This window comes from Leclercia sp. 119287 (genome assembly GCF_009734485.1).
GTDB classification, from domain to species: domain Bacteria; phylum Pseudomonadota; class Gammaproteobacteria; order Enterobacterales; family Enterobacteriaceae; genus Enterobacter; species Enterobacter adecarboxylatus_C.
On the sequence record NZ_CP046445.1, the window covers coordinates 562,984 to 586,961 of the forward strand.

A 23,978-nucleotide genomic window follows, 5' to 3' on the forward strand; every position below is an offset into this window, starting at 1 on the left:
CCTCAAATGACCTGTTAATGGAACAAAGAGGCCTGTGATGGCAAAACCCTCTACCCGAACTTACTCCCGCCATAGCCGCGAAGCTGCACGACTGCTGGGGTTAATGCTTCGTACTGCGCGTATTGAACGGCAACTCACCGTTGAAGAGCTGGCTGAACGTGCCGGGGTATCGCGGGGATTAGTTTATCGTGCTGAAGAAGGGGACATGGGGTGTGCAATTGGCGCGGTATTCGAACTGGCAACCATTTTAGGCGTTCCACTTTTTACCCCTGACCCGGCATTAATGGCATTACATACCGCTAATGCAGAGAAAACCTTATCGCTGATGCCGCGTTCAGTACATCGTTCAAGGAAGGTGATAAATGATGACTTCTGATAACCGTCATGACCGGGCATACGTGTGGGTCTGGTGGCCTGGGGACGCCGGGTGATTCTGAACAGGTGATGGGCGCTCAGGGAAGGGATGCCGATCCGGACAGCCTGGATGAGCTGACTTATTTGCTTGAATCTGGCTCAGAGAGAATTGACTGGCTCGACTTCCAGCTCGCCAGCTTATGATATTTGCCCCCAGGGTCGTTCTGGTAATGAAGCAACTCAGGCAATGCTGATTAGCGGTGAAAATCGACTGAGCAATCTGGCGGTTTGTCTGTCGGCGTCGGCCAAATTTATGCTGAGTGAGCAGGACGCTATTGAACTCATCACACACTGTATCAGGTCGGTTCACGAGAACTGGGAAACGATATGTGGTGAGGCTTCATTAAGTGAAGTGGATCGCAGGTTTTTGTGGGGACGAGCGTTCCTCAATCCGTTCATATTTGAAGGGGTTCCGGAAGCGATCATGGAGCTGCGTTGATTCGCGTTTTCTATTGTTGGCGAGCAGCCTATAACGAGGGGTACGGTTATTGGTTGTTGACAGCAAGCTTGAAGAGAAACCGGTTCTGATTACGGAATCCGGCTCTGCTTATGGCGAGGGTGTTATTTCTATGAGCCAGAAAGGACGTGGCATCGGGGATTGCTGGGCGATGGCAAGCTGGGTTTGGGATAGTGAGGCATTCCGAAAAAGTATCCAGGCCACGACCGGGATGTGCCGTAATTTGCACCTCGGGGGTATCTGGAATTTACCCACCTGGGTGGCGGATGTTAAGCCCGCAGGTAAGCAAAAATAGCGTCCCTTAGTCATTCCTCCTCGCGTTCTGATACGGCCTTCCCGATTATCTAGTGGGAAGGTTGTGCCTAAAGGCAGATTGCTTTCACTGGCGAACCAGCCATAATGGATATGTACCATTATACATATGAGGTTAAATATCATGACTCGTACAGCACTAAAGAGAGCCGTCACCCTGACCGTGGATCCGGCTCTTTATGATGAAGTGAAACAATCCGGGGCTAACATGTCCGCGATCTTGAACAATGCACTGCTTGAAGAGCAAAAGCGCCTGCAGGGAGAACGCTGGAAAGAAGAGAACCGGGAAGGCATTCAGGCTCTGAACCGTTTCCTCGAAGAGAACGGCAGTTTCTCTGACCAGGTGCGGAGGTTTTAATGCAGTATTGCGTTTACAGGAACCGCGCCGGTGGAAACTACCCGCTGTTGCTGGATGTTCAGAGTAACATTATCGGGGATCTCGACCGGCGTATGGTGGTCCCGCTCACGGAAGCGGATAACTTTGGGGGCATGACGCTTCCTAAGCGCCTGATCTTTACGCTGTATATCAATGGAACGGAATATACGGCTGTTACAGTGGATATGGCGTCGGTGCCAAACTCCGGGCTGGGTGAAAAAGTTGCCGACGTGGCCCACTACAGGCAGACGATCAAAGACTCCATCGACTTTCTGTTTGATGGCTTCTAACGAGCTGCGGGATGGGCGATAACGAACAAGGTGTGGAGGCTGGCGAAAACGAGCGAAGCGCTGGCTGGTGGAGAGCAAAGAGACCACATCGAGCCCTTAGGCCACAACACAACCGGCAAAACTCGGCCAGAACGTCAGCTTTACCCTGTGAGGTACCTTAAAAAATGCATTTAACTTTTCAGGTTCCCAAACCCACCCCCATCGCCCCCCTAATTATCGGAATCGGCGTCAACAAATGCTGATACATCAGCTCCCCCGCCTTATCCGCATCCCGTGCCAGCACTGCATCCATCAGCCTCTGATGTTCCACATGCTTCTCTTCTAACATCGCAACAGACAAAACCGTCTTCCGCAGCCACACATACCGATACCGCGCCGCCAAATCGAACAATCTCTCCCGCATCTGCATTAAATACCGCGACCCACACCCAACCACCATCGCCGTATGAAACGCCTGATGGCGCTGGTCCCACTCGTCCAGCATCGTCTCGCTGGCATCGCGGGATTCCAGCTTGTTCAGTAGATGCATCCGGGCGAGGAGGTCGGCTTCCCACTCTTCGCCGCCGCGCTCTATCGCAAGGCGCACCAGCATCGCCTCCATATTGGCGCGTGCGTCAAAGATATCGAGCAGCTCCTGTTCGGACATGGGTGCCACCCGGTAGCCCTTCTGGTTAATGACCGTGACCAGCCCCTCGGCAACCAGCTGCGAGAGCGCTTCGCGCAGCGGGCCGACGCCCAGTTCATACCGGGAGGTCAGCAGGCTCATCCGCAGCTTCTCATCCGGGTGATACACCCCGCGGATAATGTCGTTCTTCAGCCAGCGGTAGCCGTCGATGGCCGTTGCCTGGGAAATGATGGTCATGGTCGTGCTCCTTGAATACGGCCCGGCCTGCACCGGGCGTAAAAATTAACCCTGCTTCGCCTCGTCAAAACATTCGGCGATAATCGCCAGCCCTTGCTGAAGCTGCGCCTCTTCCACGGTCAGCGGCACCAGGATGCGCAACACGTTATGGTACGGGCCACAGGAGAGCAGGATCAGCCCTTTGTCCCGCGCCCGGGCCACAATCTGCGCCGTCAGCGCGGCGTTCGGTTTATGGTGGTCGCCCTCTTCAAACAGCTCGATAGCGATCATCGCCCCCAGGCCGCGAACGTCGCCGATCTCAGGGTGTTTTTCGGCGATAGCCAGCAGACCTTCGCGCAGGGTGTTACCCAGCTTGTTGGCTTTGCCCAGCAGATCCTCCTGCTCGAAGACCTTGATTACCGCCAGCGCGGCGGCGCAGGCGATTGGGCTCCCGGCGTAGGTGCCGCCCAGTCCGCCCGGGGCGATGGCGTCCATCACCTCGGCGCGTCCGGTGACGCCCGCCAGCGGGAAGCCGCCGGCGATGGACTTGGCGAAGGTGGTGATATCCGCCGCCACGCCCATCTGCTCCATGGCGAAGAAGGTGCCGGTGCGGCCCGCGCCGCTCTGCACTTCATCGGCGATCAGCATGATGCCGTGCTCGTCGCACAGGTCGCGCAGGCGCTGCATAAAGGCGGGGGAGGTGGCATAGAATCCGCCTTCACCCTGCACGGGTTCGATCACGATGGCGGCGATATCTTCCGGGGCGGCATCGTTCTTGAAGATGCGATGGATGCTGGCGATGGCGTCGTCATCGCTGATGCCGTGCAGGGCGCAGGGATAAAGCGCGCGATAGACGTGGCCCGGCATCAGCCCCATGCCCGCTGAGTAAGGGTTCACTTTCCCGGTCAGGGAGAGGGTGTAGTGGGTACGGCCATGATAGGCCCCGGTAAAGGCGATGGTGCCGTTGCGCTTTGTCGCCGCGCGGGCAATTTTCACCGCGTTCTCCACCGCTTCGGAGCCGGTGGTCACCAGCAGGGTCTTTTTCGGGAAATCGCCCGGCACTTTCTGGTTCAGGGTTTCGCAAAGCTCCAGATAGGGTTCATAGGCCAGCACCTGAAAGCAGGTGTGCGACAGCTTTTTCAGCTGCTCTTCCACGGCGCTGACCACTTCCGGATGCAGATGCCCGGTGTTCAGCACCGCAATCCCCCCGGCGAAATCAAGATACTCTCGGCCTTCGACATCCCACACCCGGCAGTTCTCGGCCCGGGCGGCAAAAATCGGGTGGATCTGACCCACGCCACGGGGAATGGCATTGCTGCGACGCTGCATTAACTCTTTATTGCTGCTCATTTAAATCTCCTGAAAGATTAAAGGCCGATGCACATATATTTGATTTCTAAGTAATCTTCGATGCCGTATTTGGAACCTTCCCGACCCAGGCCGGAGGCTTTAATGCCGCCGAACGGGGCCACTTCGTTGGAGATAATCCCGGTGTTGATCCCGACGATGCCGTACTCCAGCGCCTCGCCGACGCGGAACACGCGGCTCAAATCGCGGGCATAGAAGTAGGCGGCAAGGCCGAACTCGGTGTCGTTAGCCATCTGGATCACGTCGGCTTCATCCTTGAAGCCGAACAGCGGCGCCAGCGGGCCGAAGGTCTCCTCTTTGGCCACTTTGGCGTCACCGGGTACATCTACCAGAATAGTCGGTTGGAAGAAGTTGCCGCCGAGTTTATGCGGCGATCCGCCGGTAATAATCCGCGCGCCTTTCTCCACCGCGTCGGCAATGTGTTCTTCGACCTTATCCACCGCTTTGCTGTCGATCAGCGGCCCGATGGTGACGCCCTGGGTCAGGCCGTCGCCAATCTGCATCTTCTCCACCGCCTGCTGGAGTTTTTCGGCAAAGCGATCGTAGACGCCGTCCTGCACGTACAGGCGGTTGGCGCAGACGCAGGTCTGCCCGGCGTTGCGGAACTTCGAGGCCAGCGCCCCTTCCACGGCCTTATCGAGGTCGGCATCGTCAAAGACAATAAAGGGCGCATTGCCCCCCAGCTCCAGCGACACTTTTTTGATGTCCTTCGCGCACTGGGCCATCAGCTGGCGGCCTATCCCGGTCGAGCCGGTAAAGGAGAGCTTGCGCACCAGCGGGTTGCTGGTCAGCTCGTTGCCGATGTCGGACGCCGAACCGGTCACCACGTTAAACACCCCTGCCGGGATCCCGGCGCGTTGCGCCAGTTCGGCCAGCGCCAGCGCGGAGTAGGGGGTCTGGCTGGCGGGTTTGAGGACCATGGTGCAGCCTGCCGCCAGGGCCGGACCCGCCTTGCGGGTGATCATCGCCGCCGGGAAGTTCCACGGAGTGATGGCGGCGGTCACGCCAATCGGCTGCTTAATCACGATCAGCCGCTTGTCCGCCTGATGGCCCGGAATGGTATCCCCGTAGACGCGTTTCCCCTCTTCGGCGAACCACTCGATAAAAGAGGCGGCATAGCTAATCTCGCCTTTCGCTTCCGCCAGGGGTTTGCCCTGCTCGAGGGTCATCAGTTGAGCCAGATCGTCCTGGTTCGCCATCATCAAATCGAACCAGCGGCGCAGAATGTTGGCGCGCTCTTTGGCAGTGAGGGCTCGCCAGGCGGGCAGGGCGCGGTTCGCCGCCTCAATCGCCTCGCGGGTCTCGTCGGCACCCATTTTCGGCACGCTGCCCAGAGTCTGGCCGTTCGCCGGGTTGGTCACGGCGAGGGTCTCACCACTGTGGGCGTCGCACCACTCTCCTTCTATATAAGCCTGCTGGCGGAATAAGCTGGGATCGTTGAGTTGCATGATGGCTTCCTGTCTCAGAATGATTAACGGGTAAACGCGGCATGTAAGGTCTCCACACTACCGGCAGCCCGCAGTGAACGCCCGGGGTTGTGCTGGCTGGCGAGCAGGGTCTGAACCTTGCTCACAATATGCGCCCCGATGGGGATCGCCGAGGTCGCCGCCGGGGAGGGGGCATTACAGGTATGGATGGTGCGCGGCGTGGTGACAAATAAAAAGTCGTCGATCAGCTTACCTTCTGGCGAAACTGCCTGCGCCCTCACACCCGCGGGCCAGGGGTGCAGATCTTTCACCGTCAGCCCCGGGCAGTACTTCTGCACCAGCTTCAGATAGCCGCTTTTGCACAGCGAATTTTTCATCTCGCCCAGGCCCGAGCGCAGGTTGTTCTGCAACACCCGCCGGATGCCCGTCGAGCCAATAATTTCCAGCATGTCGGACAGGGAGAAATCGCCCTTACGGTAGCCCTCGCGCTTAAAGGCCAGCACCGCGTTCGGCCCCACCGTCACGCTGCCGTCGATCATTCGGGTGAGATGCACCCCGAGAAAGGGCATCGCCGGGTCGGGAATCGGGTAGATAAGGTGGTTAACGATCTGATTGTGCTCCGGCGCGAGGCGGAAATACTCCCCGCGGAACGGGCAGATGATAAACCCGGGGTCGATGCCGAGCATCTTCACCAGCCGGTCGGCCATCAGCCCGGAGCAGCTGATTAATGTGGTGGCTGCAAAATCGCGTCCGTCGTGGGTGTGGATCACCACCCGGTCGGCGTGCTCTTTCAGGGCGCTGACCTCGGCGCGATAAATCACTTCTCCGCCCTTCGCCTGGAAGCGGCTTGCCATCGCCGCCGCCACCTCGCGATAGCTGACGATCCCGCTGGAGGGGACAAAAATCCCGCCCAGCCCGGTGATGTTGGGCTCGCGCTCGCGCAGTTCGGCGGCGCTGAGCCATTCGCGCTCGATGCCGTTGGCGGCGGTGCGGTCCCACAGGGCCCGCATGCGCTCCATCTCCAGCGGAGAAGTGGCTACCAGCATCTTGCCGCAGGTGTCGTAGCGGATGTTGTGTTGATCGCAGAAGGCTTTGGTCGCCCGGTTGCCCGCCAGGCAGAACTGCGCCTTCAGGCTGCCGGGGGTGTAATAGACCCCAGCGTGGATCACCCCGCTATTGTGCCCGGTCTGGTGGCAGGCGGGGCCCGCCTCCTTCTCCAGCAGGGCGATGCGGGCGTCCGGGTAGAGTTCAATCAGCTGCATGGCGGTCGACATGCCGATAATGCCGCCGCCGATAATCACGAAGTCATACATCCGCTCAATTCCTACTGATGAGTCTGATAGTGGCTGGTGGCGTAGCTGATATACCCGCGCTGGCGCATCAGTTCCCGACGCAGATCCGGGTGCGGGGTGAAGCGATCCCGACCGTGCAGCCAGAACATATTGTTGATCAGCAGGAATTTACCCACCGGTACCGGAATGGAGACGATGTTTTTGCTGCCCTCCAGCGCGTCAGAAAGTTCGCTCAGCCAGACGCCCTCTTCAAAATCTTTCGGCTGGACGAACTGGTCGATATAGCGCATCACCGGGCGGCCCTGCTGGTCGACGTCAAACACCGGGTGGAACACATCTGCGGCCACGTTTTTGCTCGGCGGCGCGGTCCAGCGCAGCGGGCGACGGGCCAGCGGATGGCTGAAGAAGGTATCCAGCGACTCCCAGTCGTCGAGATGCAGCAGCAGGGAGTTGCCGCCCTGCATATTCTGCTCGTCGATCTTCATCATCAGCACGTAGTCGGTCACTTCGTCGACGAAGGTGCCGTCGTTGTGCAGCTCCAGCACGCGGTGGGGCTGGCGGAGATAGCTGTCGGAATTATCGACGTTTTTCACCGTAAAGCGGGCGTAGTACTGGCCGCTCATGGCGTCGTAATTGGAGCGTCCAATCAGGTGCGCGACGGCGGTGGCGATCTTCACCATCTCGTCGGCCTGGGCGACGTTATCCACCCCCTCGGCGTCGATTAACAGCGCGCCCTGGTCACGGCTGAGCAGGGTGTTCAGCAGCAGGGGCTGGAGCTGGTTGCCGCACAGATCATCGAGGATCTTCGCCACCCGAAAGCGCAGGAACGATTTGTACTCCAGGGCCTGAATGGGCCACTGCTCCACCTCCCGCAGGAACTGCTGCGTGACCTCCGCTGAGAACGTCAGCTCCAGCAAGCGCGGAGACTGCACGGATGTGGTGATGCTGAAACCGGTGATGGTCCGGGACAACGCCTCGTCGGGCTGTTTTACGGCGGTAAGTGCATTCATCAGAATCAATCCTCTCAGAAAGTTTCAGGAGACAGGGCAGTACATTTCGTAGCCATAAATTAAAAATATCTACGTTTTGGCGAAATGGGCCTGTTCAGTGCTGATTGTTTGAATTTTGTGATGAAAGCGTGAAAAACAGGGGAAATGGCCGGGAAAAGAGGGACTCAGGTCGCGATCTCGCAGAACTGACGTGATGCGGCTCACGAAAAATACGGGTTATCCTTAACAAAAACGTGACATATCCATACAAATCTTAACAAATCGCGAGGGCGACGCTGTACGGCCTTGAGGCGCTCTTCTATACCTTGATTCGTGTTACCTGCGACTCAACCCCATCACAGAGAATAAACGTATGGAACAGACTTCTGGCAAGAAAAGTGAAGCAATTCATAGCGATAATACACAGCAATTTCACCGCTCCATCGGCCTTATCTCTAACTTCTCGCTCGGGTTCACCTACCTCTCGCCGCTGACGGCTGTCTACTCCCTGTTTGCGCTGGCTGTGACGCTGGCGGGGCCGCCGGCCATCTGGTGGATCCCGATCGTGGCCTGCGGACAGCTGCTGGTGGCGCTGGTGTTTGGCGAAGTGGCGTCGCAGTATCCGATTACCGGCGGTCTCTATCCCTGGGCGCGTCGCCTGTGGGGCCGGAAATATGCGTGGATCGCCGCCTGGATCTACCTCTGGGCGCTGGTGGTGACCATCACCTCGGTGGCGGAGTACACCGCCACCTTCGTCGGGTCGCTGTTTGGCTTTGAAACTTCGGCCGGCAACATGCTGATCACCTCGGTGGTGCTGCTGCTGATGATGATGGCCATCAACATGTCGGGGACCAAAAACCTCGCCCGGGTCGCCCGGATTGGCTTCTGGTGTGAAATTGTCAGCGTGATTGCGCTGGGGATTTATCTGCTGCTGTTCCATCGCGCGCAGCCCTTCTCGGTGGTCTTCGACTCGATGGGGGTGATCGCCAAAGACGGCAGCTACCAGCCGGCGTTTATGGCGGCGGCGCTGATCGGCCTGTTTATGTTCTTCGGCTTTGAAGCCTGCGGCAACGTGGCGGAAGAGGTGAAAAACCCGAGCAAAAAGATCCCGCTTGCGATGATCCTCAGCATCGTGTTTGGCGCCCTCTCGGCGATGGTCTCGATCCTCGGCTACCTGCTGGCCTCCCCGAACCTGATGAATATCGTTAACGGCCAAATTGCCGATCCGATCCCGGCGATCCTCAACGAAGCCCTCGGCGAGACTGGCGCCACGGTGTTTATCATCATTGCGGTGATCGCCATGCTGTCGTGCATTCTCTCCCTGCAGGCCGCCTTAAGCCGCCTGATCTTCTCCTTCTCCCGCGATCAGATGCTGCCGGGTAGCGCCTGGATGTCGAAGCTGTCGAAAAACAGCGTCCCGGATAACGCGATGATCGTCAGCTGCCTGCTGCCGGTGCTGATCTGCGTGTGGGTCTACTTCCAGCCGGATAACCTGGCGCGCATCACCGCCTTTGCGGTTATCGGCATCTACATCTCCTTCCAGATGGTGGTGCTGGCGGCGCTGCGCCAGCGGCTGAAGGGCTGGAAACCGGCCGGGGAGTGGAGCGTCGGTGGCTGGGGCATGCTGGTGAATATCCTGGCGCTGGCCTACGGCCTGTGCGGGATCTGGCTGCTGGCGCAACCGGCCGAGAGCGCCAGCTTTATCGACCGCTGGACGGTGCTGGTGGGGCTGGCGGTGGTGGTGATCTCCGGTCTGATTTACATGGCGCTGGCCCGTCCGTTCGGGCGTTCAAACGCGCCGGAAAATGACGCGATTGAGCATGCAAAACGGCTTAACGCAGGACAACCTCTGTAATTTCCCGAAACATAAAAACAATGGAGTCGGCTATGCAACACAACTTATTGATCAATGGCGAACTGATTGCGGGTTCAGGTGAGAAGCAGCCCGTCTACAACCCGGCCACCGGCGAGGTGCTGCTGGAGATTGCCGAAGCCAGCCCGGAGCAGGTGGACGCCGCGGTGCAGGCCGCCGATCGCGCCTTCCGCCAGTGGGGGCAGACCACGCCGAAAGCGCGCGCGGAGTGCCTGCTGAAGCTGGCGGATGTGATTGAGCAGAACGCTGACACCTTCGCCAGACTGGAGTCGCTGAACTGCGGCAAACCGCTGCACTGCGTGCTGAACGACGAGATCCCGGCCATTGTCGATGTGTTCCGCTTCTTCGCCGGTGCCACCCGCTGCCTGAACGGCCTCGCCGCCGGGGAGTACATGGAAGGGCACACCTCGATGATCCGCCGCGACCCGGTGGGCGTGGTGGCCTCCATCGCCCCCTGGAACTACCCGCTGATGATGGCGGCGTGGAAGCTCGGCCCGGCGCTGGCGGCCGGGAACTGCGTGGTGCTTAAGCCGTCGGAGATCACCCCGCTGACCGCCCTGAAGCTGGCCGAGCTGGCAAAAGATATCTTCCCGGCCGGGGTGATTAACGTCCTGTTTGGCCGGGGTAAAACCGTGGGCGACCCGCTGACCGGCCACGACAAGGTGCGGATGGTCTCCCTGACCGGCTCCATCGCCACCGGGGAGCACATTATTTCCCACACCGCGCCGTCGATTAAGCGCACCCATATGGAGCTGGGCGGCAAAGCGCCGGTGATTGTTTTTAACGACGCCGATATCGACGCGGTGGTCGAAGGCGTGCGCACCTTCGGGTTCTACAACGCCGGGCAGGACTGTACTGCGGCCTGTCGTATCTATGCCCAGAAAGAGGTTTATAACGCGCTTGTGGAAAAGCTGGGCGTCGCCGTCGCCAGCCTGAAAATGGGGGCCCCGGAGGATGAGACCACCGAGCTGGGGCCGGTCAGCTCCGCCGCCCATCTGACCCGCGTCAGCGAGGCGGTGGAACGCGCCAAAGCCCTGCCGCACATCCACGTGGTGACCGGCGGAAGCGTGGCGGGCGGCGGTGGATATTACTATCAGCCGACCCTGCTGGCCGGGGCAAAGCAGGAGGACGAGATCATCCAGCGCGAGGTCTTCGGCCCGGTGGTGAGCGTCAGCATGTTCGACGACGAAGAGCAGGTGCTGGAGTGGGCCAACGACTCACAGTACGGCCTGGCCTCGTCGGTCTGGACCCGTGACGTGGGCCGTGCGCACCGCATGAGCGCCCGCCTTCAGTACGGCTGCACCTGGGTGAATACTCACTTTATGCTGGTGAGCGAGATGCCACACGGCGGGCAGAAGCTGTCCGGTTACGGCAAGGATATGTCGATGTACGGGCTGGAGGATTACACCGTGGTACGGCATGTGATGGTGAAGCACTAACGGCATTGCCCGGCGGCGCTCCGCTTGCACGGGCCTACAGGTTTTGTAGGCCGGGTAAGCGCAGCGCCACCCGGCGGTAATTCTGACAGGCTCGCTTCTGTTTATGCACCGATAAACATGCTAAAGAGGTAACATTAACCCCTGTCCAGGACCCGATCCCATGCTCAGTTCCCTCAACCACCTGACCCTCGCCGTCAGCAACCTGCCCGCCAGCATCACCTTCTGGCGCGATCTTCTTGGCCTGCGTCTGCACGCCGAATGGCACACCGGAGCTTATCTCACCTGCGGCAATCTCTGGCTCTGTCTGTCGTATGATGGCACCCGAAAATTCATCCTACCGCAGAACAGCGACTACACCCATTACGCCTTCTCCATCGCACAAGAGCACTTCGCAGCGTTCACGCAAAAGCTCCAGGACGCAGGTGTTATCGTCTGGAAGGAGAACAAAAGCGAAGGGGAGTCGTTTTACTTTCTCGACCCGGACGGGCACAAGCTGGAACTGCACGTGGGGGATCTGGCCGCGCGGCTGGCGGCGTGTCGGGAGAAACCTTACGCGGGAATGGTTTTTACGTCGGATGAGGATTAACAGGGAAAGTAGGCCGGGTAAGCGTAGCGCCACCCGGCATTAAGCGCTGAACTTACAGCGACTTCACAAACGTCAGCAGATCTTCATTCAGCTGGTCCTGATGGGTCAGCGCAAAGCCGTGCGGCGCGTTGTCATACACCTTCAGTTCCGCCTTGCTAATCAGCTCTGCCGCCACTTTACCGGTGGTTTCGAACGGTACGATCTGGTCGTTGCTGCCGTGGATCACCAGCGTCGGCACGTCGACTTTCGCCATATCCGCACGGAAGTCGGTTTCGGCAAAGGCGGTCACGCAGTCAATAGTCCCTTTCAGCGAGGCCAGCAGGGCGATGTTCAGGGTCTGGGTCAGCGCGCCTTCAGAGACTTTCTGCCCGGCGTTGATGCCGTAGAACGGGGTGGCGAAATCGCTGATGAACTGGGCGCGATCTTTCAGCAGCCCGTCACGAATGCCGGCGAACACCGACTGATCCACGCCCTGCGGGTAAGAGTCGGATTTGCCAAAGATCGGCGTCACCGCACCCAGCAGCGCCAGACCGGCTACGCGATCGGTGCCGTAAGTGCCGATATAACGGCTCACGTCGCCGCCGCCCATCGAGAAGCCCACCAGGGTCACGTCGCGCAGATCGAGCGCGGTGATCAGGTCGTTGATGTCGGAGGCAAAGGTGTCGTAGTCATAGCCATTCCACGGCTGATCCGAACGGCCAAAGCCGCGGCGGTCGAAGGCGATGGCGCGGAAACCGCGCTCAGCCAGATAGTTAAGCTGGCTGTCCCACATGTCGGCATCCAGCGGCCAGCCGTGGCTGAACAGCACCGGTTTACCTGCACCCCAGTCTTTGTAATAAATCTGAGTGCCATCTTTCGCTTTAATCGTCGCCATAGTCTCTTCCTCAAAGTGTTGTTTTAGGTTTTAAACCGGCGCTACCAGATAGCGGGTCGCCGGGGGTGCATCGCCCTGATGGAAAGCCAGCACGCGGCTTTGCAGCAGGTGGTCATTCATGGTGTGGCGCTCCTGCAGGCGCAGGTGTTCCACCCAGGAGCCCATCAGGAAGGTCTCGATATAGAGACCCGGCTGGTCAATATCTTCATACACCGCCCAGCTGATGGCGCCCGCGCGGCGGCGCACCCGGCGCAGCTCGTGGACCGCCTGCAGGAAATCGCTGGTCGCTTCAGGATCGATCAGGTACTCGCAGGAGACCAGCACCGGGCCGCGCTCGTTGGGGATGCTCTCCCGCGCGTCGTCGGCAATCAGGCCGCTGGTATCGAGGTTCAGATTGGGATCTTTCTCCAGCTTCCAGCGCAGCACCGTGGCGCTCGCCAGCAGCATCCCGATCGTCGCCACGCAGAGTGACGTGGCGGTGTTAACGTGGGAAGCAATCTGTCCCCAGATGGCGCTGCCCGCGGTCATCGAGCCGAAGAAGACCGTCAGATAGACCGCCAGAGCCCGGGCTTTTACCCAGCGGGCGGCGCTGCGTTGCGCCCCGAGGTTGAGGGTGGAGAGCACTGCGATCCACGCGAAGCCGGTGAAGAACTCAAACAGGTTCAGCAGCCAGAAGTGGCGCACAAAGGCCAGAGCCAGCATGGTGATAGCGAAGACCAGGCTCGCCGCCACCATCAGCCGATCGGCGTTCAGGCGCTGGCGCAGACGCGGCAGCAGCACCGCCCCGGCAATTGCCCCCAGCCCGATACAGGCCAGCATAATGCCGTACCCCGCCGGGCCGAGGCCCAGCTCCCGACGCGCCACCAGCGGCAGCAATGCCCAGCCCGCACTGGCGAAGACGAAGAATGCCACGGTACGGATCAACACGTTACGCAGCACCGGGGCGGCGTGAACGTAGCGCACCCCGGCGCGTACCGCCGAGAAGAAGTGCTCCGGCGGCAGGCGCTGCACCGAGGCGGCAGGCTTCCAGCGCCACAGCACCCAGGCCACGCCCAGCACCGACAGGGCGTTGAGCAGGAACACCATCCAGGGCCCGGCCAGCGAGAGCAAAAAGCCCCCCAGCGCCGGGCCGATGGCGCGACTGATGTTGACCCCCAGCGAGTTCAGCGCCACCGCCGGGCCCAGCTCCGCCTTGCTGACCAGATCCGGCACCACCGCCTGGAACGGCGGCGAGCTCATGGCGCTGCCGACGCTCAGCAGAAAGGCCGCGGCCAGCAGCACCGTTGGCGTGACTTGCCCGGTAAAGGAGAGGATCGCCAGCCCCGCAGCGGCAATAAACATCCACAGCTGGGAGAAGAGCAGGTACTTACGCCGGTCGACGATATCCGCCATCACCCCGGAGGGCAGGGCGAAGAGGAACATCGGCAGGCTGCTTGCCGCCTGCACCAGGGCGATATCCAGCGGATCGGCGCTGAGGGTCAGCATGCTCCAGTTGACCCCCACGTCGCTCATCCACGAGCCCACGTTGGACACCACCGTGGCGATCCACAGCATGCGGAACACCCGCTGGTGCAGCGGCTGCCAGGTGGACATCGTAGGGGCAGGCGGATGCTCCACGTGCGCGTCGGTGATCTGGGTCATGCGAATCTCTCCGTGGCCCGCGAACGGACCCGCCACGCGCCGGGGCCGGTGATCGCCAGCGTCGTAAAGATGATCAGCAGCAGCCAGCCAAACTGGCCTTCGGCAATCGACCAGCCGGGATGCACCACCAGCATCGCCACCAGCAGCACGGCAACGATCGGCACGCAGGCCAGCCGGGTCGCCACGCCGAAGAGGATCAGGATCGGGCAGATCACCTCGGCGGCGATCGCCGGGATCAGGCTGAAGTACGGCCCGAAGCCAAAGGGATCTTCGATCCGCGTCAGTTCTTCGCTGAAATGCACGATCTTCGGCAGGCCGTGCACGTACAGCAGCAGCAGGCTGCCGGTGATGCGCAGGAAGAACAGCCCCAGGTCAATCCGGGGCAGGGTCTGTGTTTGTGAATTCATCATGATTAAAACGCGAAGCAGCTGCAGCCCAGCGCTCCCCAGAAGGCGTTATCGTCGGCCACCGGCATCTCTGCCGTGCGGGCAAAGTCGTGCGAGTGGTTGTGCACCCCACACGGACCGCTACAGTGGTGAGCAGGCTGCATCCCCACGCGGGCGGCCTGCGGTGGTGCGCTGCGGTAGTGACCCGGGACCTTGACCACCGGCGACCACTCCGGCAGGACCGGGATGGCAGGCGGCGCCAGCGGGCCGAAGCTGCCTGCGGCGTAAACGATGTTGCCGTCCACTACCGTCAGCACCGACTCGATGCCTTTAATTTCCTCTTCCGGCACGCGGAAGAAGTCTTTGCTCAGCACCGCGAGATCCGCGAGCTGGCCCTTTTTGATCTGACCTTTCTGGCTCTGCTCGTTGGAGAACCACGCGCTGCCCTGGGTCCAGAGCATCAGGGCGGTGTCGCGATCCAGACGGGCGCTGTGATCGTACATCTGCATCCCGCCGACGGTGCGGCCCGAGACCAGCCAGTAGAGCGCGGTCCACGGGTTGTAGCTCGCCACGCGGGTGGCGTCGGTGCCCAGACCTACCGGCACGCCGGTCTCCAGCATGCGGGTAACCGGCGGAGTGTGGCGAACCGCTTCCATCCCGTAGCGCTCGGCGAAGTACTCGCCCTGGAAGGCCATACGGTGCTGCACGGCGATGCCGCCGCCCAGGGCCTTGATGCGGTCGATGTTGCGCTGGGTAACGGTCTCGGCGTGGTCAAAGAACCAGTGCAGGCCGTCGAACGGGATCTCGCGGTTGACCTTCTCGAAGACGTCCAGCATCCGGCTGATGGACTCGTCGTAGGTGGCGTGGAGGCGGAACGGCCAGCGATGCTCCACCAGATGGCGCACCACGCGCTCCAGCTCGTCCTCCATGCCGGGAGCCAGATCCGGGCGCGGCTCGAGGAAATCTTCGAAGTCGGCGGCGGAGAAGACCAGCATCTCGCCCGCGCCGTTATGGCGGAAGAAGTCGGTGCCCTGGCCCGGCTTGAGCATGTCGGTCCACTTCTCAAAGTCCTCCAGCTCGTGACCAGGGCGCTGGGTAAAGAGGTTGTAGGCGATGCGGATCGTCATCTGCTTTTTCTCGTGCAGCTCGGCGATCACCTCGTAGTCTTCCGGGTAGTTCTGGAAACCACCGCCCGCATCAATGGCGCTGGTTAAGCCCAGACGGTTCAGCTCGCGCATAAACTGGCGGGTGGAGTTCACCTGCTGCTCCAGGGGCAGTTTTGGCCCTTTGGCGAGGGTGGCGTAGAGGATCATGGCGTTCGGACGGGCGATCAGCATCCCGGTCGGGTTGCCGTTAGCGTCGCGCTGGATCTCGCCGCCCGGCGGGTTCGGCGTGTCTTTGGTGTAACCGACGACCTTCAGCGCCGCGCGGTTGAGCAGGGCGCGGTCGTACAGGTGCAGAATAAACACCGGGGTATCCGGCGCGGCGGCATTGATCTCGTCCAGGGTCGGCATCCGGCGCTCGGCGAACTGGAACTCGTTCCAGCCGCCCACCACGCGTACCCACTGGGGTGACGGGGTGCGCAGGGCCTGCTCTTTCAGCATCCGCAGGGCGTCGGCCAGCGAGGGAACGCCTTCCCAGCGCAGTTCGAGATTGTAGTTCAGCCCGCCGCGGATCAGGTGCAGGTGCGAGTCGTTCAGGCCGGGGATAGCGGTGTGGCCTTTCAGATCCACGACTTTAGTGGCGTCGTCGTGGTACTGCATTACTTCCGCAGCGGTGCCTACGGCAAGGAATTTGCCGTCGCGCACGGCGACCGCTTCGGCGAGAGGATTTTCACGATCGACGGTATGAAACTGGCCATTCACCAGAATCAAATCTGCTTTAGCAGAGGAAGTCATAACTGCTCCTGACTGAGAGAGGGGGAAATGTCAGGATTATTGGAACCGGTTACCGGAAAAAACCAGTTATACAATGGGATAGCTATACCAAAGTATAACTATACCTGCGTATAACTATACGAAAGGTTAATTATACAAAGAGATAATTACGCCAGGGCGAAGAGTCATCCAGGATACAGGAATCGCATCGTCGCAGTGTTCCGCGACGGATTTCACCTGTTCACCTCACTGGATACCATTATGTCTAACTCAAAACTCGAAGTGTTAACCCCCGATAACTGTCAGATGATCTTCATCGACCAGCAGCCGCAGATGGCGTTTGGCGTGCAGTCTATCGATCGTCAGGTGCTGAAAAACAACGTGGTAGGGCTGGCGAAAGCGGCCAAAGTGTTCAACATCCCGACCATCATCACCACCGTTGAAACCCAGAGCTTCTCCGGCAACACCTTCCCGGAGCTGCTGGACGTCTTCCCGGGCCAGGACATTCTTGAGCGTACCTCCATGAACTCCTGGGACGACCAGAAAGTGCGTGACGCCCTGAAGGCCAACGGCAAGAAGAAAGTGGTGGTTTCCGGCCTGTGGACCGAAGTGTGCAACAACACCTTCGCCCTGTGCGCAATGCTGGAAGGCGACTACGAAATCTACATGGTGGCAGACGCCTCCGGCGGCACCTCGAAAGAGGCCCACGACTTCGCCATGCAGCGCATGATCCAGGCCGGCGTGATCCCGGTAACCTGGCAGCAGGTGTTGCTGGAGTGGCAGCGCGACTGGGCGCACAAAGAGACCTACAACGCGGTAATGGATATCGTGCGTGAGCACTCCGGTGCCTACGGCATGGGCGTGGATTACGCCTACACCATGGTGCACAAAGCCCCGTCTCGCCAGAAGAGCGAGCACGAAACCCTGGCGCCCGTTCCGGCCCCGGTTCGCTAAGTTTTCAGCGGCAGGCTGGGCCCTCATCCGGCCTGCTGCTGACCTCTCTGGAGTCCATCATGAGTACTGGGTTAATTTCCCTCGCGGCAGGCGTGTTAATCGGCCTGCTGTACGCGCTGCTGAAAGTCCGCTCTCCCGCCCCGCCTGCGCTGGCGTTGATTGGCCTGCTGGGGATGCTGGCTGGCGAACAGGCCACCCGCCATTTTCTGCATGCTGACGACACCGCGCAAAAGGCGCCCGTCACCCTCTCCACAGGAGCCTCGTCATGAAAGCCTGGGTCGTTTCACTGAGCTGTGGAATTCTGGCAGGGGTGATTTATGCCGCAATTGATGTACACTCGCCCGCGCCGCCGGTTGTCGCCCTGTTGGGGCTGTTTGGCATGCTGGTGGGGGAACAGCTGATCCCGATTGGCCGCCGCCTGTTCAGCCGTCAGCTGACGATGGCGTGGTTTCGTCACGAATGCGTCCCCAAAATCAGCGGCACTGCACCTCCGGCCCGTCCCGGCGACGGTAGCGAGGGTTAATCACCTTTAGTTTGAGGAACACGAGCATGCCGCAGCGCATAGCCATCATTGATGATGAACGGTCTGTCCGCAGCGGTTTAAGCAACCTGCTGCAGTCGGAGGGGTATGCCACAGAGGCCTTCGACTCGGCGGAAGTGTTTCTCAGCCACCCTACCGCGCTGGCAGAGGTCGCGCTGGTGATTGCCGACATCCGCCTGCGGGGGATGAACGGACTCGAGATGCTCGACAAACTGCGCCTTATCGCCCCCTCGCCGCCGCCGCTTATTTTTATCTCCGGTCATGCGGATGACAACATCCAGCGCTACGCTGTTGATCACGGCGCTGTTGCTTTTTTGCGCAAGCCGATTAATGTCGATGTGCTGCTGGCGCACATTCAACGCGCGCTCGCCACCTGACAACACCTGCAAACCAGTCCCACGAGAACCATTAACGAAGAAAAAAAGGAACGTGGATGACCAATACATCGCTGCCTGCTCGCTGGCCTGCCCCCGAAAATTTAGCGGAAGGGCGGGCTTTTGTGCTTAAAGAAGACGTCATTTTTACCCCGCTGGGGCAGGAGGGGAGCCTCTGCTGGCTCAATGCCCGCCTGCCCAGCTCCGGCGGGTCGTTTATCATCGCCACCGGGGTGAGCGATGAAGAAGAGGCCAGCGCAACGCGCCTGCTGCGCAACGAGTTTGCCCTGCGGGAGTACCTGAGCGACGACTGGGCCATCCGCCCGGTGGCCAGCACGCAGTACCACGGGCGCTTTGCACTGGTTTATGCCCCCTTTTCGTTTGTGCTGCTGACGCGAATTGTCGGCGCGCCGATGGCCTGCATCCAGAGCTTTCTTGAGCTGGCGATCCGCATCAGCCTGCCCCTGCGCCTGATGCATCTGCGCAACCTGGTGCACGGGGATATCAAGCCCGGCAATATCTTTATTCACGAGGACAACCGCTGTCGGCTGGGGGGCTTTGGCCTGTCGTCCGGCACCTCGGAAGAGATCCAGCAATCCCGGCTGGCGGTGGTGGGCGGTACTCCCGCCTACATGTCGCCGGAGCACACCACCCGCACCCATCGCTCGGTGGATAACCGCAGCGATCTCTACAGCCTCGGGGTGGTGCTCTACGAGCTGCTCACCGGCAGCCTGCCGTTTGAGCTGGGCGGCGAGGATCAGGGCAAGTGGGCGCACTATCACATTGCCTCCGAGCCCCGCGCCCCTGGCGCGGTGTGTCCCGGCGTGCCCGCCATGCTGTCGACCATCGTTCTCAAGCTGCTGGCGAAAAAACCGGAGAACCGCTATCAGACCGTGGATGGCCTGATTGCCGATCTGCGTCGTTGCCAGGCGACCCTGAGCGACGACGGGGAGATCGCCGCCTTTACCCCCGGTTTACAGGATCGCTCTCCGGCGTTTCATCTTACCGACACCCTTTATACCGCCCATCCCCAGGCGGCGGAGCTGCTTCACGCCTTTGAGCGGGTCAATCGCGATGCCATCGCCGGATTCGTGGCGATTAGCGGCCCGTCGGGGATCGGCAAATCGTCACTGATCGCCTCGGGGCTGAAGGCCCTGCAACACCGCAGCGTGCTGCTGGCGGTGGGCAAGGTGGATCAGTTTTCCCCCACGCTGCCTTATGCGGCGCTGACCTCGGCGTTTCGTAACCTGGTGCTGCATCTGCTGGGGCTGCCGGCGGAGGAGGTGGCCCAGTGGAAGGTTCGCCTGTCCCGCGAGCTGGAGGGCTACGAAGCCTTAGCCGTCAGCCTGGTGCCGGAGCTGCGGCTGCTGCTGGATAACAAGCCGCGCTTCTCCAGCGATACCTTCTCCATCGACGCCCGGGCGCGCTTCAGCTACATGGTGCTGGCGCTGGTGAAAGCCTTCGCCAGCGCGGGCTGCCCGCTGCTGCTGCTGCTGGACGATATCCACTGGATCGACCCCGCCAGCCTGCAAATTCTGGAATACCTGCTGATCCACGCCAGCACCGTGCCGCTGCTGATGGTGGTGGCGCACCGGGATGCCTGCTCGCTGCCGGACAGCGCCCTGCATCACCAGCTGGCGAATCTGCACCTGGCCTCGCGCAACACCACCGAGCTGCGTCCGGAGCCGCTGTCGGTGAAAGCGGTGTCGCGCTGGCTGGGAAACATCTTCCATACCCGCTCGGCCAGCACCCTCGATCTGGCCGGGCTGATCCACGAAAAAACCGGCGGCAACCCGCTGTTTGTGCATGAATTTTTCCGCCGCATCGTCGATGACGGGCTGGTGACGCACAACAAATATCAGGATAAGTGGCACTACGATCTGCACGCCATCCGCACCCGGCACTACACCGAAAACGTGGTCACGCTGGTGTTGCAGCAGCTGGAGGAGATGCCGGACGACACCCGGCGGCTGCTGGGCAGCATCGCCTGCCTCGGCGGCAGCGGCGAGCTGGAGATGGTCTGCCGGGTGGTGGCGATGTCGGTGGCGGAGATCCGCTATGCCCTGCATCCGGCGGTAACGGCGCAGCTGATCACGCTCAGCGCCGACAGCTATGCCTTTACCCATGACCGGGTTCAGGAGGCAGCCTTCGCCCTGCTGGATAATGCCGAGCGCAGCCGTCTGCACCTCACCACCGCCAGCCTGCTGGCGGAGTCGGCCCGTCAGGCGGCGGGCAACGAGATCCTGTTCCGCGCCGTGCATCACGTCACGGCGGCGCTGGACTGCATTCAACCTGCCCCCCAGCGCCAGATGTTCCGCGAGCTGAGCCTGCTGGCGGCCCGCCGCGCCCGCCGTTCGGGGGATTACCTCTCGGCCCTGAGCTATATCCAGACCGCCCGCGCGCTGGGTAACGCCGGTGCGCTGCCGGAGAGCGCCAGCGACTTCACCCTGGACAGCGAGGAGGCCGGGTGCCAGTTCGCGCTGGGCAATCTCGATGCCACCCGCCGACTCTGCGACCGCATTCTCAGCTCCCCCGGCGGGCTGGCGGAAAAAGCGCTGGCGGCCAACCTGCTGGCCGAAGTTTATATGCGCCAGTCCGACAACCGGCTGGCGCTGGAGGCGGCCCTGAGCTGGCTGGCGGTGTTTGGCATTCACGTCAGCCGCTACCCGGAGGCCGCCGAGTGCGACGAGGCCTGGCACAGCCTGTGCAACCGCGTCGGCGATAACCCGCAGGGCCATTTTGCCGGACTGCCGCGGATGACCGACGGCGACACCGAAGCGGTGATGAATCTGCTCAACAGTGCCAGCCTGTTTGCCAGCTTTACCAGCACGCGCCTGCATTTCATCCTGCTGTGCCGGATGATGCACCTGACCCTGGATCACGGCATTACCGGCGCGTCGGCCCCGGCGATGGCGTGGTTCGGGGTGCTGATCGGCCACCGTTACGCCGAATATCGCCTCGGCTTCCAGTACGGCACCCTGGCCCGGGAGCTGGTCAACCGCCACGGCTACGACGCCTTTGAGGCCAAAACCCTGCTGCCGCTGGATCAGCTCAGCGTCTGGACTCAGCCGCTGGGCTACACCATCGAGTGCGCCAAGGCTTGCTTCACCTCCGCCGTGACCCACGGGGACATGACGGTGGCCTGCTTTGCCGCCTGTCATCAGGTGATCAACTTCCTCACCCGGGGCGATCATCTCGACGGGGTACTGACCAGCATCGAGCGCGGGCTGGCCTTCGTGCGCAAAACCCATTACCAGGACGTGGAGGCGATCCTGCTGATGCAGCGCCACTACGTGGAGCACCTGCGCACCCCGGTGAGCGGCCACTGGAGCGCCAGCGAGGTGCTGCCGCACTCCCTGCTGCCGGTCGCCCCGGAGCAGGCCACGGAGCAGACCTCCACCATGCTGTTCTGGTTCTGGCTCTATCGCGGCATGGCCCACTTCGCCTGCGGCGAATTCCCGCAGGCGGCAGATAACCTCGCCCAGGCCGGGCGGTTTGCCTGGTCCGCCCCCGGCCATATTCATCTCCTGGATTACCATCTTTACAGCGCCCTGACGCTCTCTCAGCAGCTGACCCCGGAGACCTTTTCCGCCGACCTGCGCCGTCAGATCCACCTTCACTATGACAAAATCGCCCTCTGGGCGCGGATCAACCCGGGCACCTTTGCCGATAAAGAGGCGCTGATCTACGCCGAGATCGTGCGGCTGGACGGCATGAACAGCATCGCCCTCGAGCAGTACGAGAAGGCGGTGCGCCTGTCGCGCGACGGCGGTTTTAACCCGTTCAACGCCCTGGCCCATGAGCTGGCCGGGCGCTTCGCCCACGCCTGCGGCTACACCACCGCCGCCGATGCCCATTTCCGCGGGGCGATGACCGCCTGGGGCCGGGCCGGAGCGCGGTCCAAGGTGCGCCAGCTGGAGCTGGATTTCCCTTACCTGCTGGCCCCCGGACAGGCCAACGCCTGGGACACGGTGGCCTTTGCCCGCAACGAGGAGATCCGCGATCTGCAGAGCGTGATCAAGGCCTCGCGCGCCCTGTCGGAGGAGATCAATCTCGAACGGCTGATCGAAACCCTGATGACCATCCTGCTGGAGCGGGCCGGCGCCCAGCGCGGCTTTTTGATCCGGGTGAATGACAACAACATTCCGGAGATCGAGGCCAGCGCCAGCACCACCACCGACGGGGTGCGGGTGCAGATCCGCAAAGAGGTGCCGATGGCCACCGACATGCCGCTGACGGTGCTGGCGGCGGTGATCCGCACCGGGCAGGAGATCCACACCGGCAAGCCGGAGGAGTTCCACCCCTTCAGCCAGGACCCGTATCTGGTGACCTCCGGGGCGGCGGTGATGTGCGTGCCGATGTTCAAGCAGGCGCGGCTGGTGGGGGTGCTCTATCTGGAGAACCGCCTGATGCCGGAGGTCTTTACCGTGGAACACTCCCGGGTGGTGAGCCTGCTGGGCGCGCATGCCGCCATCTCGCTGGAGACCGCCCGGCTGTATGCCGAGCTGCTGGAAGAGAATCTCCAGCGTCGTCGGGTCGAGAAAGAGCTGCGGGCCAGCCAGACCTCGCTGATGCTGGGAGAGCAGATCAGCCATACCGGCAGCTGGCGCTGGGAGCTGGAGCAGGATCTGATGTTTATGTCGGAAGAGTACGCCCGCATCCTCGGCCTGCCGGAGAAGCAGAAGATGATCTCGATGGCCGAGTTCCTGACCTTTGTGCATCCCGATGACTATCCGCGCATCAGCACCCTGGTAACCGAGAGCGTGCGCGACGGCCTGACCATGCGCGCCGAGTTCCGCATTATCCGCGCCGACGGTGCCACCCGCACCATTCTGGGGATTGGCGATCCGGTAGGCGTGGGCAGCGAAGTGAACGAGTATTACGGCATCATCACCGACATCACCACCCAGCGGACGGCGGAAGACGCGATGCGCGTGGCCCAGACCGAGCTGGCCCGCGTGGCGCGCGCTACCACCGTCGGGCAGCTCACCTCGTCCATCGCCCATGAGATCAACCAGCCGCTGATGTCGATTGTCGCCAACGCCGGGGCCAGCCTGCGCTGGCTCAATCGCGATCCGGCCCGGCTGGACAAGGCCCGCATCGGGCTGGAGGAGATTGTCTCCGAGGGGGAGCGGGCAGGGGAGATCATCCGCAGCCTGCAATCCCTCACCCGCAGGCAGGATCCGACCTTCGCCCGCATCGATCTGCACCATCTGGTGCGACACATCATCACCCTGTCGCGCAGCGAGCTGGAGCAGCGGCGCATCAGCGTCAGCTATGACCTGGCGGCGGCAGACAGCTTTATCGTGGGGGACAGCGTGCAGATCCAGCAGGTGCTGCTGAACCTGGTGATGAACGCGGTAGAGGCGATGGCGGAGATCAAGGATCGCCCAGGCAGCCTGGTGCTGTCGACGTCGAACCCGGAGCGCGGGGGCATTACTTTTGAAATGGCCGACAGTGGCACCGGCATCGGGCCGGGGATGAGCGAGCGCATCTTTGACTCGTTCTACTCTACCAAAGCCCAGGGGATGGGGGTGGGGCTGACCATCAGCTACACGATTATTGAGCGCCACCGGGGTAAGCTGACGGCCCGCAACCGCGAGCCGCACGGCTGTATCTTTGCCTTTACTCTGCCGCTGGCGACGAGCGTGGAGCCGCTCTGACGGC

21 protein-coding genes and 1 pseudogene are annotated in these 23,978 nt (G+C 61.5%); 13 read left to right on the top strand and 9 right to left on the bottom strand.

What is annotated here, in order from left to right; all coding sequences use genetic code 11:
* Positions 1–37 precede the first annotated feature (37 nt).
* The 5 genes and pseudogenes from GNG27_RS02695 to GNG27_RS02715 all read left to right on the top strand — a co-directional run bounded on the left by GNG27_RS02695 (position 38) and on the right by GNG27_RS02715 (position 1,849).
* On the top strand, positions 38–376 hold the full coding sequence (locus tag GNG27_RS02695; protein WP_156262794.1) for a helix-turn-helix domain-containing protein: 339 nt from the start codon (positions 38–40) through the stop codon (positions 374–376).
* 8 nt (positions 377–384) lie between these two features.
* Complete coding sequence (locus GNG27_RS02700; RefSeq protein ID WP_156262795.1) at positions 385–558, top strand: hypothetical protein; 174 nt, start codon at positions 385–387, stop codon at positions 556–558.
* Positions 559–867: 309 nt separating this feature from the next.
* Positions 868–1,166 (top strand): annotated as a pseudogene (locus GNG27_RS02705) (DUF1176 domain-containing protein); the annotation flags it as partial.
* 141 nt (positions 1,167–1,307) lie between these two features.
* A complete protein-coding gene (locus GNG27_RS02710; RefSeq protein ID WP_156262796.1) occupies positions 1,308–1,541 on the top strand; it encodes a type II toxin-antitoxin system CcdA family antitoxin in 234 nt (77 codons plus the stop codon).
* Complete coding sequence (locus GNG27_RS02715) at positions 1,541–1,849, top strand: CcdB family protein (protein ID WP_156262797.1); 309 nt, start codon at positions 1,541–1,543, stop codon at positions 1,847–1,849. The genes GNG27_RS02710 and GNG27_RS02715 overlap by 1 nt, the downstream gene beginning before the upstream one ends.
* Positions 1,850–2,027: 178 nt before the next feature.
* Here GNG27_RS02715 and csiR read toward each other — a convergent pair whose 3' ends face one another.
* From csiR to glaH, 5 genes are read right to left on the bottom strand one after another with little or no spacing between them, the layout of a single operon-like run.
* Entirely contained in the window at positions 2,028–2,711 is a 684-nt protein-coding gene (gene csiR / locus GNG27_RS02720; protein WP_156262798.1) for a DNA-binding transcriptional regulator CsiR, read from the bottom strand.
* A gap of 45 nt (positions 2,712–2,756) precedes the next feature.
* Complete coding sequence (gene gabT, locus GNG27_RS02725; protein WP_156262799.1) at positions 2,757–4,040, bottom strand: 4-aminobutyrate--2-oxoglutarate transaminase; 1,284 nt, start codon at positions 4,038–4,040, stop codon at positions 2,757–2,759.
* 17 nt (positions 4,041–4,057) lie between these two features.
* On the bottom strand, positions 4,058–5,506 hold the full coding sequence (gabD, locus tag GNG27_RS02730; protein WP_156262800.1) for an NADP-dependent succinate-semialdehyde dehydrogenase: 1,449 nt from the start codon (positions 5,504–5,506) through the stop codon (positions 4,058–4,060).
* 23 nt (positions 5,507–5,529) lie between these two features.
* The gene (lhgO, locus tag GNG27_RS02735; RefSeq protein WP_156262801.1) at positions 5,530–6,798 is read right to left on the bottom strand and encodes an L-2-hydroxyglutarate oxidase; all 1,269 of its coding nucleotides are present in this window, start codon (positions 6,796–6,798) and stop codon (positions 5,530–5,532) included.
* Between the two features lie 11 nt (positions 6,799–6,809).
* A complete protein-coding gene (gene glaH / locus GNG27_RS02740; RefSeq protein WP_156262802.1) occupies positions 6,810–7,787 on the bottom strand; it encodes a glutarate dioxygenase GlaH in 978 nt (325 codons plus the stop codon).
* 352 nt (positions 7,788–8,139) lie between these two features.
* Here glaH and GNG27_RS02745 point away from each other — a divergent pair, with 352 nt between their 5' ends.
* The 3 genes from GNG27_RS02745 (at position 8,140) to GNG27_RS02755 (ending at position 11,664) form a co-directional block, all read left to right on the top strand.
* Positions 8,140–9,621, top strand: a complete 1,482-nt coding sequence (locus GNG27_RS02745) for an APC family permease (RefSeq protein ID WP_156262803.1) — start codon at positions 8,140–8,142, stop codon at positions 9,619–9,621.
* 32 nt (positions 9,622–9,653) lie between these two features.
* Entirely contained in the window at positions 9,654–11,078 is a 1,425-nt protein-coding gene (gene patD, locus GNG27_RS02750) for an aminobutyraldehyde dehydrogenase (protein WP_156262804.1), read from the top strand.
* A 160-nt stretch (positions 11,079–11,238) separates the two neighbouring features.
* The gene (locus tag GNG27_RS02755) at positions 11,239–11,664 is read left to right on the top strand and encodes a FosA8 family fosfomycin resistance glutathione transferase (RefSeq protein ID WP_156262805.1); all 426 of its coding nucleotides are present in this window, start codon (positions 11,239–11,241) and stop codon (positions 11,662–11,664) included.
* A 52-nt stretch (positions 11,665–11,716) separates the two neighbouring features.
* Here GNG27_RS02755 and GNG27_RS02760 read toward each other — a convergent pair whose 3' ends face one another.
* Genes GNG27_RS02760 through GNG27_RS02775 form a run of 4 tightly spaced genes read right to left on the bottom strand, consistent with a single transcriptional unit; the run spans position 11,717 to position 16,463 of the window.
* Positions 11,717–12,538: an alpha/beta fold hydrolase gene (locus GNG27_RS02760; protein ID WP_142488055.1), complete on the bottom strand. Its 822-nt coding sequence runs from the start codon at positions 12,536–12,538 to the stop codon at positions 11,717–11,719.
* A gap of 30 nt (positions 12,539–12,568) precedes the next feature.
* Complete coding sequence (locus GNG27_RS02765; protein ID WP_156262806.1) at positions 12,569–14,179, bottom strand: MFS transporter; 1,611 nt, start codon at positions 14,177–14,179, stop codon at positions 12,569–12,571.
* Entirely contained in the window at positions 14,176–14,586 is a 411-nt protein-coding gene (locus GNG27_RS02770) for a DoxX family protein (RefSeq protein WP_370462891.1), read from the bottom strand. Before GNG27_RS02770 ends, GNG27_RS02765 begins: the two co-directional genes overlap by 4 nt.
* Positions 14,587–14,591: 5 nt before the next feature.
* The gene (locus tag GNG27_RS02775) at positions 14,592–16,463 is read right to left on the bottom strand and encodes an amidohydrolase (protein WP_156262808.1); all 1,872 of its coding nucleotides are present in this window, start codon (positions 16,461–16,463) and stop codon (positions 14,592–14,594) included.
* 240 nt (positions 16,464–16,703) lie between these two features.
* Here GNG27_RS02775 and GNG27_RS02780 point away from each other — a divergent pair, with 240 nt between their 5' ends.
* From GNG27_RS02780 to GNG27_RS02800, 5 genes are read left to right on the top strand one after another with little or no spacing between them, the layout of a single operon-like run.
* Positions 16,704–17,396, top strand: a complete 693-nt coding sequence (locus tag GNG27_RS02780; RefSeq protein ID WP_142488058.1) for a hydrolase — start codon at positions 16,704–16,706, stop codon at positions 17,394–17,396.
* 59 nt (positions 17,397–17,455) lie between these two features.
* The gene (locus tag GNG27_RS02785; protein ID WP_032616311.1) at positions 17,456–17,665 is read left to right on the top strand and encodes a DUF1427 family protein; all 210 of its coding nucleotides are present in this window, start codon (positions 17,456–17,458) and stop codon (positions 17,663–17,665) included.
* Positions 17,662–17,919 (top strand): DUF1427 family protein, encoded by a 258-nt coding sequence (locus tag GNG27_RS02790; protein WP_142488059.1) that lies wholly within the window; start codon positions 17,662–17,664, stop codon positions 17,917–17,919. The genes GNG27_RS02785 and GNG27_RS02790 overlap by 4 nt, the downstream gene beginning before the upstream one ends.
* A gap of 26 nt (positions 17,920–17,945) precedes the next feature.
* Positions 17,946–18,314 carry a response regulator transcription factor gene (locus tag GNG27_RS02795; protein WP_142488060.1) on the top strand — a complete coding sequence of 123 codons (369 nt, stop codon included), beginning with the start codon at positions 17,946–17,948 and terminating at the stop codon, positions 18,312–18,314.
* 56 nt (positions 18,315–18,370) lie between these two features.
* The gene (locus GNG27_RS02800) at positions 18,371–23,974 is read left to right on the top strand and encodes an ATP-binding sensor histidine kinase (RefSeq protein ID WP_156262809.1); all 5,604 of its coding nucleotides are present in this window, start codon (positions 18,371–18,373) and stop codon (positions 23,972–23,974) included.
* Positions 23,975–23,978 lie beyond the last annotated feature (4 nt).